The 14,378-nt window shown below is 69.6% G+C and carries 16 protein-coding genes; 10 read left to right on the top strand and 6 right to left on the bottom strand.

From position 1 onward, the window contains the following. Positions 1–56: 56 nt before the first annotated feature. A complete protein-coding gene (locus tag ACIBGM_RS09405; RefSeq protein ID WP_360514305.1) occupies positions 57–971 on the top strand; it encodes a DMT family transporter in 915 nt (304 codons plus the stop codon). Here the strand turns inward: ACIBGM_RS09405 and ACIBGM_RS09400 are convergent. Then, a complete protein-coding gene (locus ACIBGM_RS09400; RefSeq protein WP_396385029.1) occupies positions 906–1,904 on the bottom strand; it encodes an acetamidase/formamidase family protein in 999 nt (332 codons plus the stop codon). The two genes, ACIBGM_RS09405 and ACIBGM_RS09400, sit on opposite strands and share 66 nt — an antisense overlap. Before the next feature lie 129 nt (positions 1,905–2,033). On the opposite strand from ACIBGM_RS09400, the gene ACIBGM_RS09395 reads away from it, so the two are divergent. The 5 genes from ACIBGM_RS09395 to ACIBGM_RS09375 all read left to right on the top strand — a co-directional run bounded on the left by ACIBGM_RS09395 (position 2,034) and on the right by ACIBGM_RS09375 (position 6,963). Next, positions 2,034–2,726, top strand: coding sequence for a response regulator transcription factor (locus tag ACIBGM_RS09395; protein WP_360514299.1), 693 nt, complete (start codon positions 2,034–2,036; stop codon positions 2,724–2,726). Further along, positions 2,723–4,351 carry a sensor histidine kinase gene (locus ACIBGM_RS09390; RefSeq protein ID WP_396385028.1) on the top strand — a complete coding sequence of 543 codons (1,629 nt, stop codon included), beginning with the start codon at positions 2,723–2,725 and terminating at the stop codon, positions 4,349–4,351. The genes ACIBGM_RS09395 and ACIBGM_RS09390 overlap by 4 nt, the downstream gene beginning before the upstream one ends. Positions 4,352–4,512: 161 nt before the next feature. Continuing rightward, positions 4,513–5,928: a trypsin-like peptidase domain-containing protein gene (locus ACIBGM_RS09385; protein ID WP_360514293.1), complete on the top strand. Its 1,416-nt coding sequence runs from the start codon at positions 4,513–4,515 to the stop codon at positions 5,926–5,928. 106 nt (positions 5,929–6,034) lie between these two features. Then, positions 6,035–6,253: a DUF664 domain-containing protein gene (locus ACIBGM_RS09380; RefSeq protein WP_396385390.1), complete on the top strand. Its 219-nt coding sequence runs from the start codon at positions 6,035–6,037 to the stop codon at positions 6,251–6,253. Positions 6,254–6,258: 5 nt separating this feature from the next. Further along, the gene (locus ACIBGM_RS09375) at positions 6,259–6,963 is read left to right on the top strand and encodes a pirin family protein (protein WP_360514290.1); all 705 of its coding nucleotides are present in this window, start codon (positions 6,259–6,261) and stop codon (positions 6,961–6,963) included. Here ACIBGM_RS09375 and ACIBGM_RS09370 read toward each other — a convergent pair. Beyond that, entirely contained in the window at positions 6,960–7,292 is a 333-nt protein-coding gene (locus ACIBGM_RS09370; RefSeq protein WP_360514287.1) for an L-rhamnose mutarotase, read from the bottom strand. The genes ACIBGM_RS09375 and ACIBGM_RS09370 overlap by 4 nt on opposite strands. A 284-nt stretch (positions 7,293–7,576) precedes the next feature. On the opposite strand from ACIBGM_RS09370, the gene ACIBGM_RS09365 reads away from it, so the two are divergent. Continuing rightward, positions 7,577–9,484, top strand: a complete 1,908-nt coding sequence (locus ACIBGM_RS09365) for a penicillin-binding transpeptidase domain-containing protein (RefSeq protein ID WP_360514283.1) — start codon at positions 7,577–7,579, stop codon at positions 9,482–9,484. A 98-nt stretch (positions 9,485–9,582) separates the two neighbouring features. Further along, complete coding sequence (locus tag ACIBGM_RS09360) at positions 9,583–9,933, top strand: zf-TFIIB domain-containing protein (protein WP_360514280.1); 351 nt, start codon at positions 9,583–9,585, stop codon at positions 9,931–9,933. A gap of 28 nt (positions 9,934–9,961) precedes the next feature. Here ACIBGM_RS09360 and ACIBGM_RS09355 read toward each other — a convergent pair whose 3' ends face one another. Both ACIBGM_RS09355 and ACIBGM_RS09350 read right to left on the bottom strand, forming a co-directional pair. After that, complete coding sequence (locus tag ACIBGM_RS09355; RefSeq protein WP_360514277.1) at positions 9,962–10,375, bottom strand: PaaI family thioesterase; 414 nt, start codon at positions 10,373–10,375, stop codon at positions 9,962–9,964. A 27-nt stretch (positions 10,376–10,402) separates the two neighbouring features. Then, positions 10,403–10,717, bottom strand: a complete 315-nt coding sequence (locus ACIBGM_RS09350) for a WhiB family transcriptional regulator (protein WP_360514274.1) — start codon at positions 10,715–10,717, stop codon at positions 10,403–10,405. Between the two features lie 109 nt (positions 10,718–10,826). Here ACIBGM_RS09350 and ACIBGM_RS09345 point away from each other — a divergent pair, with 109 nt between their 5' ends. Together ACIBGM_RS09345 and ACIBGM_RS09340 are read left to right on the top strand one after the other, a co-directional pair. After that, on the top strand, positions 10,827–11,261 hold the full coding sequence (locus ACIBGM_RS09345) for a GNAT family N-acetyltransferase (protein ID WP_396385027.1): 435 nt from the start codon (positions 10,827–10,829) through the stop codon (positions 11,259–11,261). A 39-nt stretch (positions 11,262–11,300) separates the two neighbouring features. Beyond that, the gene (locus tag ACIBGM_RS09340) at positions 11,301–12,377 is read left to right on the top strand and encodes a DNA polymerase IV (RefSeq protein ID WP_396385026.1); all 1,077 of its coding nucleotides are present in this window, start codon (positions 11,301–11,303) and stop codon (positions 12,375–12,377) included. Here ACIBGM_RS09340 and ACIBGM_RS09335 read toward each other — a convergent pair. Both ACIBGM_RS09335 and ACIBGM_RS09330 read right to left on the bottom strand, forming a co-directional pair. After that, complete coding sequence (locus tag ACIBGM_RS09335; RefSeq protein WP_396385025.1) at positions 12,374–13,213, bottom strand: amidohydrolase family protein; 840 nt, start codon at positions 13,211–13,213, stop codon at positions 12,374–12,376. The two genes, ACIBGM_RS09340 and ACIBGM_RS09335, sit on opposite strands and share 4 nt — an antisense overlap. Continuing rightward, a complete protein-coding gene (locus ACIBGM_RS09330; RefSeq protein ID WP_396385024.1) occupies positions 13,210–14,301 on the bottom strand; it encodes a mandelate racemase/muconate lactonizing enzyme family protein in 1,092 nt (363 codons plus the stop codon). The genes ACIBGM_RS09335 and ACIBGM_RS09330 overlap by 4 nt, the downstream gene beginning before the upstream one ends. Positions 14,302–14,378: the final 77 nt, after the last annotated feature.

The following is a 14,378-nucleotide window of genomic DNA, read 5'->3' as shown; positions in this document are numbered from 1 at the left end:
TCCTAGCCTCCGTATCAGCATGGTAAACCCAATCCATCCTTTCTAGCGTTGTGGGCATGAATCCCACCGCACTCGGTGCCGCCGGCGTGAGCGTCGTCCTCTGGGCCTCGTCGTTCGTGGCGATCCGGCACCTCGGGACCGAACTGTCGGCCGGTCCGCTGTCGCTCGCCCGCCTGCTGGTCGGAAGCGTCCTGCTGGGACTGCTCCTGCTGGTGAAGCGAGAGCCGTTCCGGATGCCGCAGCGGCGCGACTGGCCGCTGCTGCTGGCTTGCGGTCTCCTATGGTTCGGCCTCTACAACGTCGCGCTCAACGCGGCCGAGCGGCGACTCGACGCCGGTACGGCGGCGATGGTCGTCCACATCGCACCGCTGCTGGTCGCCCTGCTGGCCGGACTCGCCCTGGGCGAGGGCTTCCCGCGGCAGGTGGTTCTCGGCAGCCTGATCGCCTTCGGTGGCGTGCTGGTAATCGGCCTGACGACGTCGACCGGTCGGGCCGAAACCTGGGGTGTCGTGCTGTGCGTGACGGCTGCCGTGTCCTATGCCGTCGGTGTGGTCACGCAGAAGCCTTTGCTGAGCCGGCTGCCCGCTGCACAGGTCACCTGGCTGGCCTGCGTCATCGGCACGGTCGTCTGCCTCCCGTACACGCCCGCACTGTTTCAAGAGATCGGTACGGCGCGTCCGGCGACGCTGTGGTGGGTGTTCTACCTCGGCGCCTTCCCGACCGCGCTCGGCTTCACGACCTGGGCCTACGCCTTGTCCCGGACCAGTGCGGGTCGCATGGGCGCGACGACGTACCTGGTGCCGATGATTGCCATCCTGCTCGCGTGGGTGTTCCTCGGTGAGACACCGGCCGGTCTCGCACTGGCGGGTGGGGCGCTGTGCCTGGTCGGTGTGGCCGTCAGCAGGTCACAGCGTCGCCGCAAGGTCGCGGAGGTGCCGGTGGATGCCGCTGTAGACGTCGGCCGCCGGTAGCAGGCGCTTCGGGACCTTGGTGACCACGCTGTAGTTGGCGTCGACCACGTTGGCCAGCGGTACTTCGCTGACCTGGCTGAGCAACTGGTAGGCGTCGAGCTTGTCCAGGCCGTACAGGGACCCGAGCCAGCCGACCATGTCGACCTGTCCGGCCCGCCAGGCGTCCTCGAGTGGCCGGCTCGACCCGACCACGGCCAGGTAGTCGTCGTTCTCGATCCGCGGCCAGGCCGGTCCCGGCGTCTTGAGCAAGTCGACGATCAGTACGACGTTCATCGCGCCCTCGACCGCGGTCCCGCAGGACTCGCCCTCGCCCTGGCGGTAGTGGCCGTCGCCGACCGAGAACAGTGCGCCCTCGACGTTCACGTTGAGGAAGCAGGTCGCGCCGACTCGCATCTCCGGCGTGTCCATGTTGCCACCGAACGTGTCCGGCACCAGCGACGAACGCGCCTCACCCGCCGCCGGCGCAAGGCCGACTGTGCCCAGCATCGGCTCCATCGGCAGCGAGACCTCGAAATCGCTGCCCTGCGCCTGGAAGCCGACGGTCTGCTTCTCGGTGTCGACCTCGTAGATCCAGGTCCGCTCGGGCAGCGGGTCCTGCAGCGTCGCCGTCCGGTCGGTGCTGGTCAGGCCGCCGAAGAACGGGATCGTCGCGGAAACACCCCAGCTCCGGGCCGGGGTGAGCTCGACGAAGTGCAGGACCAGGGTGTCCCCCGGCTCGGCGCCCTCGACGTGGAACGGGCCGGTCTGCGGGTTGACGAACGGCATGGTCAGCGATGCGCTCGCGAGGTCCGCCGTACTGCGCAGGGAGCCGCAGAACGCGTCCTCGGTCCAGAGTTTCAACGCCGTCCCCGGCCTGATCCGCCGCACCGGGGCGGCGCCGCCGAAGGTCCAGGCGTACTCGTCGGGCTGGGGCGTGAATTCGACGATGTCCACGAGTCGCAAACCTAAGGTGCCCAGGAGGTGTTGGGCGAGCGATCAGCGGGTTCTCAGGCGATTCTCACAGAGACGGCCTAATCTCGACAAAGATTGAACTGGTCCTTCGAGCGAAGCGGGGAACGAGAGATGCGCGTACTGGTGGTGGACGACGACCGGGCGGTCCGGGACTCGCTGCGCCGTTCGCTGGAGTTCAACGACTTCGAGGTGGTGACCGCGTCCGACGGCGCCGAGGCGCTCGCGGTGATCGGCAACGTCGAGCCGGACGTCGTGGTGATGGACGTGATGATGCCGCGGCTGGACGGCCTGGAGACCACCAAGGCGCTGCGCGCGGCCGGCAACAACGTGCCGATCCTGGTGCTGACCGCGCGGGACGCGGTGGCCGACCGGGTGGACGGCCTGGACGCCGGCGGCGACGACTACCTGACCAAGCCGTTCGCGCTCGAGGAGCTGCTGGCCCGGCTGCGCGCCCTGCTCCGCCGCAGCACCGCCCCCGGCGAAGGCGGCCAGCGCGGCGAGGTGCTGCAGTACGCCGACCTCGTCGTCGACGTGGACGCCCACGAGGTGCACCGCGGCGACGTCCCGATCCCGCTCACCCGGACCGAGTTCTCCCTGCTCGAGCTGCTGATCCGCAACCCGCGCCGGGTGCTCGAACGCGCGGTGATCCTGGATGCCGTCTGGGGTTACGACTTCCCGACCACCGCGAACTCCCTCGAGGTCTACATCGGCTACCTGCGCCGCAAGACCGAGGTGAACAACCTGCCACGCCTCATCCACACCGTGCGTGGCATCGGCTACGTACTGAGAGACACCCCACCGTGAGTTCGTCCAACCCCGACTTCCCGTCGTACACCGATCGCCCGACCCAGGAGGCCGCGCCGGCCGGTCGCGGGCCGGTGCAAGGCCCGCCGAGACCAGGCGCTCCACCGCCTCCCGTTGCCAATGGCAACGGCAACCGGGTGGTGGCGACCGCTGCCCAGACCAAGGACTGGTGGCAGGCCAAGCTCCATCGGCTGAGTCTGCACGCCCGCGTCACTCTGCTGGCGGCCGTCGCGGTCGGCCTCGCGGTGGCGATCGTCAGCATCGCGGCGTACATCACCGTGCGGCAGCAGATGTACCAGAACCTCGACGACAGCCTGATCGACCGCGCCGGCGCAGCCGCCCAGAAGGGCGTCCTGACGAACCTGACCAACCTGGGCAACGTCCCCTCGGACGCGCTCGGCCTCAGTGACATCCGAGTCGGCATGATCAGCGCGGACGGGGAGACGTTCGGCGCGCGGAACAGCCTGCTCCCGCCGATCGGCCCGGCCGAGCTCGAGATCGCCCGGAACCAGGGCGACGAAGCCAGCCTCCGGACCGTCGGAACCCGCAATGGCGAGTCCCACTTCCGCGTGGTCGCCGTACCGGCGCGCTACTGCCCGCTCGGCGCGGACTGCCGGTCCGACCCCGAGCTGTTCCAGCCGGCGGCGCTCGTCGTCGCCCAGTCGCTGGCTTCGATCGACCGGACGCTGCACAACCTCGGCGTCGTCCTGTGGGCCTTCGGGCTGATCGGCGTGATCGGCGCCGCCCTCGCCGGCAACGCGATCGCGCGGTCCGGCCTGCGGCCGCTTGCGCGGCTGACGGCCGCCGCTGAGCACGTCGCCAGGACCGAGGACCTGAAGCCGATTCCGGTCAGCGGGTCGGACGAGATCTCCCGGCTGGCGCAGGCGTTCAACGCGATGCTGGGGGCGCTGGCGCGCTCGCAGGACCGGCAGCGGCGGCTGGTCGGTGACGCCGGGCACGAGTTGCGGACGCCGCTCACCAGCGTCCGGACGAACCTCGACCTGCTCGCCCAGGCGGACAAGCGGGGTGGCCTCCGGCCGGAGGACCGGCAGCAGCTGCTGGACGACGTGCGGGCGCAGATGGACGAGTTGACCACGCTGATCGGCGACCTGACCGAGCTGGCGCGCGACACCCCGCAGGTGCGCAACGCCGAGTTGATCGAGCTGCAGAACGTGGTCGAGGACGCGGTGATGAAGGTACGGCGGCGCGCGCCGGGCCTGGAGTGGGACGTTCAGCTCACGCCGTTCCCGGTGTGGGGTGACGAGCGGCTCCTCGGCCGCGCGGTGACCAACCTGCTCGACAACGCCGCGAAGTACAGCATCCCCGAGGACACCGCCGTACGAGCGGACGGACAGCCAGTGGGCCGGGTCACGGTGCGGCTCCAGGACGGCGTGCTCACGGTGACGGACTCCGGTCCGGGCATCGCCGAGGCGGACCTGCCGCACGTCTTCGAGCGTTTCTACCGCTCCAGCGAAGCCCGCAGCCGTCCTGGCTCGGGGCTGGGCCTGGCGATCGTGAAGCACGCGGCCGAGCAGCACGGCGGCATGATCTACGCGCGCAATGCGCCCGGCGCGGGCGCGCAGTTCACGCTGTGGCTGCCGCACGCCGCCACCCAGACCCGCTGAGTCGCAGCAGGCCCCCGGTACGCCCGTACCGGGGGCTTTTGTGTGCGCAAGGGAATCTGAAGACGAGCTGACTGATCCTTCAGGGGATCTTCATGGAGTTCTTCGGCAGCTCTGACGGGATCTTCAGGGGCCTCTCAGGTCCAGCCCGCAAAGTATTGGCCATGAACGAGAACCAGCCGCAGCAGCCGCAGAACCAGCCGGGCCAGAACCCGCAGCAGCCGGAGCGGACGCAGCAGTTGCCTGAGCGGACGCAGCAGCTTCCGCTGGGTGGCTACGGCCCGCACCAGCAGCAGCAGTTCGCGCCCCAAGGTGGGCAGCCGCGGCAGGGTCAGCACCCGTCGGGCGGCAGTGCTTACCCACAGTTCGGGGCCCCGGGGACGCATCAGGGGACGTCTCCGGGCCCGAACTGGCCCTTCGGTCCGCAGCCCCCGCAGGGCGGCGCCCAGACCGGGGCCCCGGCATCCGCCGGCAAGCCCAAGCGGCTCGGCCTTGCGCTGGTAGCAGCCACGGCTCTGGTCGTCGGCACCGCCAGCGGTGTCGGCGGCGCCGCGATCTACTCGGCGACGAACGACTCCACCAGCAACACCCCGTCGGTGACCGCGCCGCTGAACGGCAACCAGGCCGCGCCGGCCTCGGCGCCGGACGGTTCGGTGCAGGCCGCCGCCGCGAAGGTGCTGCCGAGCACGGTGAAGATCGCGGTCGCGACGTCGCAGGGCGCGGGGACCGGCTCCGGCATCGTGATCAGCAAGGACGGCCTGATCGTCACCAACAACCACGTGGTGGCCGGCGCCGGCAACGGCGGCGAGATCTCCGTGATCCTGAACGACGGCCGGACGGTCAAGGCCACCATCAAGGGCACCGACCCGCTCACCGACCTGGCCGTGATCAAGGCGGACGCGACCGACCTGACCCCGGCCACCCTCGGCAGCAGCGGCAAGCTCGCCGTCGGCCAGGGCGTGGTTGCGATCGGCTCGCCGTTCGGCCTGGAGGCCACCGTGACCAGCGGGATCGTCTCCGCGCTGAACCGCCCGGTGACGTCCGGCGACGACGAGCCGGGCAGTACGACGGTCTTCCCAGCAGTACAGACGGACGCCGCCATCAACCCCGGTAACTCCGGTGGCGCCCTGATCGACCTCGCCGGCCAGGTGGTCGGAATCAACAGCGCGATCAAGACCGCCGGAGGATCGGGACAATCCGAAGGCGGCAACATCGGCCTGGGCTTCGCAATCCCGATCGACCAGGCCAAGCCGATCATCGACGAGCTGGTGGCCAAGGGCAAGGCCACGCATGCGCGGCTCGGCGTCCAGGTCGGCGACGCGCAGTCTTCCGGCGGGCTCTCCAGCGGAGCACGCCTCGGCGAGGTGACGCCTGGCGGTGCGGCGGACAAGGCCGGTCTGCAAGCGGGTGATGTGGTGACCGCTGTGGACGGCAAGGCGATCGCGTCAGGGGACGCGTTGGTCGCCGCGGTCCGTTCGCACCGCCCGGGCGACGAAGTCAAGCTCACGCTGACCCGCAACGGCCAGTCCCAGACGGTGACCGCCACCCTCGGCTCCGACAACGGCAACCCCACCGGCTGACCCCGGACCCTTCCCTGACCGGGACTGCGGCCGCCCACCGAGCGGCCGCAGTCCCTCAACTCCAGCCGCCGCCGAAGGCGGCGTTGTCTTTGTCGACGGCGTACCGCTGGGTCAGCTGCTGGACGAGTTCGAGGCGCAGTGCAAGGAGTCGAACGAGATTGTCGCCACGCACTCGCTGGACGACGTCGGCAAGCACCCGGACTTCGGCGCGGGCCAGGCCACGCTGCGCTGGATGCTGCTCCACATGCTGGAGGAGACGGCCCGGCACGTCGGCCACCTCGACACCATGCGCGAGCTGCTGGACGGCCAGAAGGGGTACTACTAGATGTCATGAGTGTGGAGATCCGGCGGGCGAATGAGCGGTTCCAGACCACGAGTGAGTGGCTGGACTCGCGGCACTCGTTCTCGTTCGGACCGCACTACGACCCGGCGAACATCGGGTTCGGCTTCCTGGTCGCGCACAACGACGACACGGTTGCCCCCGGCACCGGGTTCGACACGCACCCGCACCAGGACCTGGAGATCGTGACCTGGGTACTCCGCGGCGCCCTGGCGCACCGAGACTCCGAAGGCCACACCGGCGTTGTGCACCCCGGTCTCGCGCAGCGGATGAGCGCCGGCTCGGGCATCCGGCACTCCGAGTGGAACGACGGCGACGAACCCGTGCACTACCTGCAGATGTGGGTACGCCCGGAGCAGTTCGACCTCACGCCGTCCTACCAGCAGGCTGCCGTGGACCTCTCATCCGGCGAGCTGGTCCCGATCGCGTCCGGCCTGCCGAAGCACGCGAGCAGCACCGCGATCAGCATCAACCAGCGCTCCGCCGGGATGTCGGTGGCCCGGCTGGCTCCGCGTCAGGCGGTCGGCTTGCCGGCAGCGCCGTACGTGCATCTCTTCGTTGCCCGAGGCACCGTGAACCTGGAGGGCGCCGGTGACCTCGGTACGGCGGACGCCGTACGGCTGACCGGGGTCGACGGACCACGCGCCACCGCGGGAGCCGACGGGGCCGAGCTGCTGGTGTGGGAGATGTACTAGTCGCGCTGCTCGCTCATCGTCCAGACGTGACGGAGCGCCTGGCCGGCGACGCCTTCGGGGTTCTGCGCGAAGCCTTCCACGAACTGGCTCATGTGCTGCTGCCACCGCTGGTCGATCGGGTCGTCCTTGAGCTGCGCGACGGCGGCCTCGAAGTCGGCGCACACGACCAGGTGGAACAGGTCGCGGCCGCTGCGCCAGATCGACCAGTCGTCGATGCCGGCGTCGCGCATCACCGTGATCAGCTCGGGCCAGACGCGGGCATGCTCGAGCTCGTAGGCCTCTTCGGTGCCGGGAAGAAGCCGGCTGTGCAGAGCTAGGCGGTTCGTCACAAGGGAGCAGAATACGCCGGGCGACGCCGTCGCGGTGACCGAACCGTGACCCGTCCCGAGGGCTGGATTCGACGGTGATCGTGATTCGTCCTGGCTCTTGCTGCCGATACACCGCGGCGATCGATCGCTGCCAGATCAGGTGAATTTCGCGATGACTGCCAACTCCGGGGGTGGGGCGGGCGTCGTAGCTTGAGTGGCTTGAGTAGTTTCGCCCTCGTGGGGGGATGGCCACACGCCGAAGACTGTCCCCAGCCTCCATCCGTCATCGTGCGAGAGTTGAGAACGTGAAGCGAACCACTGCGATCGTCTGTCTGAGTAGTCTGCTGATCACCGCCGGTTGTTCGGACAGCAAGTCCGGCAGCGACGGCAAAGCGGATCCCAACGACGAGAAGCAGGCGTCCGCCGAGGTGGTGAAGCAGTTCGCCACCGCCTGGGTCGCCGCGTGGGCTCCGGACGGCAAGCCGGACGCGGCCGGGGCGCTGACCGACAACCCGACGGTCTTCGCCAAGCGGCTGGACGACGTCGACTCCGCCCTGGTCGCGAGCACCGTCAAGGTGGAACCGCAGGGCGACCCGGAGTGCGCCGACGACAACACCTGCACGCAGGAGCTCGCCGTCGAGGCTGAGCTGCGCGGCATCGGCGCGATGAAGTGGACCAGTACGGCGACCGCCGTGAAGGGCGACGGCGGCTGGAAGATCAAGGCCGCCGGCGACACCATCTACCCCGGGCTCGGTGACGCGAACTACCTGAAGCGGGCGCGCGCGCTGCCCGCGCGCGCGTCGATCCAGGACCGCAACGGCGTCGCGCTGACCGCGAACCGGCAGGTCGTCATCGTCGGTGTCGCGTCCGGGACGAAGGCGACGGCAGCGACGTACGCCGCCTTCACGAAGAATCTGGACGTGGACGGCGCGAAGCTCGCGGCCCGGGCCAAGGCCGCGCCGGCCGGCCAGTTCGTCGACGCGATCACCATCCGCGCCGAGGAGTGGGAGAAGCTGCGGCCGACGATGGGCAAGCTGCCCGGGGTGCTGACGATGGGCGGCACCCAGTCGCTGCCGCCGACCGCGTCGTTCGCGCGGTCGATCCTCGGCACCATGAAGACCGCGACCGAGGAGACGCTGAAGAACGCCGGGCCGACCGCGTCCGCGCAGGACCAGGTCGGGACGACAGGCCTGCAGTACGCGTTCCAGGAGCAGCTCGCCGGAACGCCGGGCGGGACCGTCACGCTGCGGGACGGCAAGACCAAGATGACGATCAAGACCGTCTTCAGCCAGAAGGGCACCGCCGGGAAGCCGGTGAAGACCACGCTGGACACGAAGCTGCAGGTTGCCGCCGAGGCCGCGCTGGCGACGAGCAAGCTGCCGGCGTCGCTGGTCGCCGTACAGGCCTCGACCGGTCAGATCCTGGCCGCGGCGAACGGGCCGCAGCCGACCAACTACAACCGCGCCTTCCAGGGTCGGTACGCGCCGGGCTCGACGTTCAAGATCGTCACGTCGGCGGCGCTGCTGGGCAGTGGTGAGACCGCCGCGACCTCGCTGCCGTGCACGAACACGATCACCGTGTTCGGCAAGTCGTTCAAGAACTACGACGGCCTGGCGGCGTACGGCGGCGGGACGATGCAGAAGGCGTTCAACGAGTCCTGCAACACCGCGTTCATCTCGCAGCACGGGCGGCTGCCGAAGGACGGGATGACGAAGGCGGCCGCGATGTTCGGCCTCGGCCCGGACCTGAACCTGTCGATCCCGGCGTACGGCGGTTCGGTGCCGGCGCCGAAGGACGACGTCGCCGAGGCCGCGTCGATGATCGGCCAGGGCACCGTGACCGCGAGCCCGCTCGGGGTCGCGATGATCGGTGCGACGGTCGCCCACGGGACCGCGATGAAGCCGGTGCTGGTCCCGGGCAAGGACGCCGCCGGAGCGGCCGCCTCTCCGTTGCCCCCGGCAACCGCCGCGGCGCTGCGCACGTTCATGCGCACCACCGTCACCGGCGGGACCGCGAAGGTGCTGGCCGGCAACGGCGCGGTCGCCGCCAAGACCGGCACCGCCGAGGTGGTCCAGAACGGCAAGGTCGTCACCAACGGCTGGATGGTCGGCTACCGCGGCGACGTGGCCTTCGCCGTCATCGTCGAAGGCGGCGAGTCCGGCGCCAAGGCCGCCGGCCCGATCCTGAAGAACTTCCTCGGCCGCTTCCAGTAGGCCGGTCGGCTTGCTGAGGCGTCAGGAGAGTGGGGCAACTCCCTGAGAGTTCCCTGAACTCCCGTCGTTTCGGGGAAATCGTCACCTAGGGTGGCGGAATGGAGAGTTTGACCTGCCCCAAGTGCCGAGGCGCGATGCGTACCTACGAACGCAGCGGCGTCACCGTCGACCAGTGCTCCGAGTGCCGCGGGATCTTCCTGGACCGTGGTGAGCTGGAGCGGCTGGTCGACGCCGAGCTGAAGTACAACGCACCGCAGCCTCGCCGCGACGAGAAGCGGTACGACAACGACCGCAGGGACTACGACGACCGCCGCGGCTACGACGACAAGCGGGGGTACGACGACCGTCGCCGCTACGACGATGACGACCGTCGGTATGACCCGCGGTACGGCAACCAGGGCCACCCGCGCAAGAAGAAGAAGTCCTTCCTGGAAGAGCTCTTCGACTGACCCAGGGGCCCGGCGCTGTGATCGCCCGTCATCGACGCGCGGCGATCACAGTGCCCTGCGCGACGGCGCACAGCGTGGCGGCGCCGTCGCCGTCGATCGTCGACAACTCGCAGGTGCAGGTAGCCTGCCGGCTGCCCGCGTGCACGACCTTCGCCTCCGCACGCAGTACCGCGCCCTGGGCCGGGCGCAGGTAGCTGATCGTGAAGCCACCGGTCAGCACCTCGGGCCCCATCGCCGCCCCCGCCGCGAAGGTGATCGCGTTGTCGGCCGCGTAGCCGAGGACGCCACCGTGCAGGAAGCCGTTCTGCTGCTTGAGGTCGTCGCGGATGTCGAGCTCGAGGGTCGCCCCGCCGTCGCCGAAGGCGGTCAGCCGGGCGCCGACCAGCACGCTGAACGGCTGCGCTGCCAGGACCTTCTCGGCCAGCTCGTAGGTCAGCTCCATGCATCCAGGTTAACCGGCGGGTAACCCTCAGTGCTGCCGAGCGTGCAGGGCCGGCTCGCGCTCCTCCTCGGTGGTGCCACCCCAGACGCCGTACGCCTCCCCGACGACCAGGGCGTGCTCGCGGCACTCCCGCCGTACCGGGCAGGTCCCGCAGAGGGACTTGGCGAGCGTCTCGCGGGCGTGCTTGCGCAGGCCGCGCTCGGACTCGGCGGCGAAGAAGAGCTCCGGGTCGACGTCGCGGCACGCGGCCTCGTCCTGCCACGCCCAGTTCTCGATCAGCGGGTACGGCAGACCGACCGGCGCCTTGGCCACTGCGCCTGCGGGCGGTTTGCGCCGTCTCATCCCGGTTTCCTCACCTGCGTCCACATCACGTGTTCAGGTACCCGCCGCGCAAACGCCGGGGCAGTATGGTCGGCAGATGAGCACGCCGCCGCCCGTCACACTCCGTCCGATGACCGAGACCGAGTTCGAGGCCTGGAAGCACCGCAACACCGAATCGTTCGCCGCCGGGATGGGACCTGCCCGCGGGCTGACCCCCGAGGAGGCGATCGAGGTCGCTCACCGTGAGGTGGAGAAGTTGCTGCCCGACGGTCGGGACACCGAGCAGCACGTGATCTGGATGGCGTGCGACGGCGACGAGCCGGTCGGCAGCCTGTGGATCACCACGAAGCCGCGGATCCCGTTCATCTTCGGTCTCGAGGTCGACGAGAACCACCGCGGCAAGGGCTACGGCCGCTCGATCATGCTGGCCGGCGAGGAGGAGGTCCGCCGCCTCGGCTACACCCAGCTGGACCTGAACGTCTTCGGCAACAACCGGACCGCCATCAACCTCTACACCTCGCTCGGCTACACCGTCACCTCGCAGCAGATGCGCAAGAAGCTCTGATCCACGCCGCTGTCGGTGGGCTGTGGTTATCTGTCGGGTATGAGCTGGTGGCTCCTGCACGTGGACATGGATCAGTTCATCGCGGCTGTGGAGATCCGCCGGCGTCCGGAGCTGGCGGGGTTGCCGGTGGTGGTCGGCGGGTCCGGGGATCCGACGCAACCACGGCAGGTCGTGGCCACGGCGTCGTACGAGGCTCGTGAGTTCGGCGTGCACTCAGGGATGCCGGTGCGGGCGGCGTACAAGAAGTGTCCGCAGGCGGTGTTCCTGCCGTCGGACCCGGTCGCTTACGAGGCGGCGTCGACCGAGGTGATGGACACGCTGCGAGCGTTCCCGGTGGTGGTCGAGGTGTGGGGCTGGGACGAGTGCTTCGTCGGCGCCGAGACCGACGATCCGGAGCGGCTGGCTGCGGAGCTGCGAGCGGCGGTCGCCGAGCGTACGACGCTGACCTGCTCGATCGGTATCGGCGACAACAAGGTCCGCGCCAAGCTGGCGACGACGTTCGCGAAGCAGCCGCGGTCGCACGCGACGCCGTTCGAGGAAGCCGGTACGGCGCAGGTCGACGGCGTCTACCGCCTGACGGCTGCGAACTGGCGCGAGGTGATGGACCACCGGGCGGTCCGGGAGCTGTGGGGTATCGGCAGCCGGATGGAACGCAACCTGAACGAGCTCGGCGTCGTCACCGTCGCCGACCTCGCCGGCGCGGACCTCGACATGCTCCGGAAACGCTTCGGCCCGAAGATGGGCGCCTGGTACGCCGCCCTCGGCCGCGGACTCGGTGACACCCAGGTCACCGACGTACCCCGCGAGCCGGTCTCCCGCAGTCGCGAGGAGACCTTCCCCGAGGACCTGGCGGAGCGCGACGAGATCGTCGAGCAGGTCCGCCGGATCGCCGTCGAGGTCACCCGGGACGTCGTCGCCGAGGGCCGGAGCATCCAGCGCATCGCGGTGAAGGTCCGGTTCAAGAACTTCTACACCCCGATCAAGAGCCGCAAGCTCCCCGAAACCACCCAGGACCCCGAAGTCATCGCAGCCGCCGCCCTCGAAGTCCTCGACAAGTTCGACCTCAAACGCCCAGTCCGCCTCCTCGGAGTCCGAGTCGAATTCGCAACTGACTAGAGCTTGTAGGTGTGGGTGGCCGTGGTTTTGAAGACGGCCTCGCGGTCTGATGCGTTGAGGGTCGCAGTGAGGGTTTCGGCGGTGGAGACGACCTCGGTGTAGGACGCGGCGAGCAGGCAGACCGGCCAGTCGGAGCCGAACATGGTCCGGCTCGGGCCGAAGGCTTCCAGGACGGTGTCGGCGTACGGCTGGAGGTCGGCGGGCTTCCACGTGGACCAGGGGGCCTCGGTGACCATGCCGGAGAGTTTGCAGGTCACGTTGGGGAGCGCGGCGAGCTCGCGCAGCTGGCCGGCCCACGGCTCGAGCGGCTCGCCGATCACGGGTTTGGAAATATGGTCGACGACGAAGGTGAGGCCGGGATGGGCCCGCGCCGTCTCGATCGCGGCGGGCAGGTGCGGGGTCTTGGTGAGCAGGTCGTAGACCAGGCCGGCGTCCGCGACCGCGGCGAGACCGCGTTGCACCTCGGCGCGCAGCAGCCAGTTCACGTCCGGCTCGTCATGCACCTGGTGGCGGATCCCCTTCAGATACGAGCCGTCCGGCCGCGCCTGCAACCCGGCCAGCACATCGGCGATGTCGGGCGCGGCGAGGTCGGCCCAACCGACCACGCCGGCGACCAGGTCGTTGCTGGCAGCAACCTCAAGGAACTCGACCGTCTCCTCGACCAGCCCGACGGTCTGGACCAGGACGGTCGCGGTGACATCGGCCGCGGCCGCGAGTGGCGCCAGGTCGTCGATAGAGAAGCTCCGCCGGATCGGGTCCATCTCCGGTCCGCTCATCCAGCTCTGCTCGCGGACGGTCAGGTCCCAGACGTGGTGATGGGCATCGACTCTGCTCATCCGACCCTCCGATCGTCGATCGCGTCGCTGTCCCAGTCGATCCCGAGCCCCGGCGTGTCCGGAGCCACGGCGTGACCGTCCGCGACCACCATCTCGGAGCCCGTGATCGCCCGCAACTGCGGGATGTGTTCGACGTACCGGCCGTTCGGTACGGCGGCCGTCAGGCTGACATGCAGTTCCATCAGGAAGTGTGGACAGACCTCGAGGTTGAACGTCTCGGCCAGATGCGCGACCTTCAGCCACGGCGTGATCCCGCCGACCCGGGCCACGTCGACCTGGACGATCCCGGCTCCGCCGGCGGCGACGTACTCCCGGAACTGCGACACCGAGTACAGCGACTCGCCCACCGCGATCGGGATCGAGGTGGACTCGGCCAGCCGGACATGGCCGGTCAGGTCGTCGGCAGGCAGCGGTTCCTCGAACCACGACAGGTCCACGGCTTCGAAGGCAGCGGCTCGCCGTTTGGCCTCGGCGTACGTCATCGACTGGTTCGCGTCGACCATGATGTCCATCGACGGCCCGACCGCGTCGCGCACCGCCTGCAGCCGCTCCAGATCCTCGTGCACCCGCGGCTTGCCGACCTTGAGCTTGACCCCGGGCCAGCCGGCCTTCTGCGAGGCCAGCGCCCCGGCGACGAGTTCGTCGGTTGTCAGGTGCAACCAGCCGCCCTCGGTGTCGTACAACGGCACCCGCTGCCGGTACCCACCCGCCAGCCGCCACAACGGCTCGCCGGCCCGAAGGCACCGCAGGTCCCACAACGCGGTGTCCACCGCCGCCAGCGCCAGGGAGGTGATCGCGCCGACCGTGGTCGCGTGCGTCGACCAGAACAGGTCCGACCACAGCGCCTCGACGTTCCGCGCGTCCGCACCCACGAGCCGCGGTAGCAGGTGGTCGGTCAGCAGCGCCAGTACGGCGGTGCCGCCGGTACCGATCGTGTAGGAGTACCCCAGCCCGGTGATCCCGTCGGCCGTCTCCAGCGAGACGAAGATCGTCTCCTGCTTCAGGAACGACTGCACCGCGTCGGTCCGGACCGTCTCGACCTCCAGGTCGACGAGGAAGGCCTCGGCCCGGGTGATCGTCGTACTCACGGTGCGCTCGAGGGGCTCGGGATGGTCATCGGCGGCTCCAGATCCTATAGGATATTGCGAACCTGATGCTGCCGCTT

The organism is Kribbella sp. NPDC050470, assembly GCF_044458365.1.
Classification (GTDB): Bacteria; Actinomycetota; Actinomycetes; order Propionibacteriales; family Kribbellaceae; genus Kribbella.
This window is presented reverse-complemented; position numbering and strand designations above follow the sequence as displayed.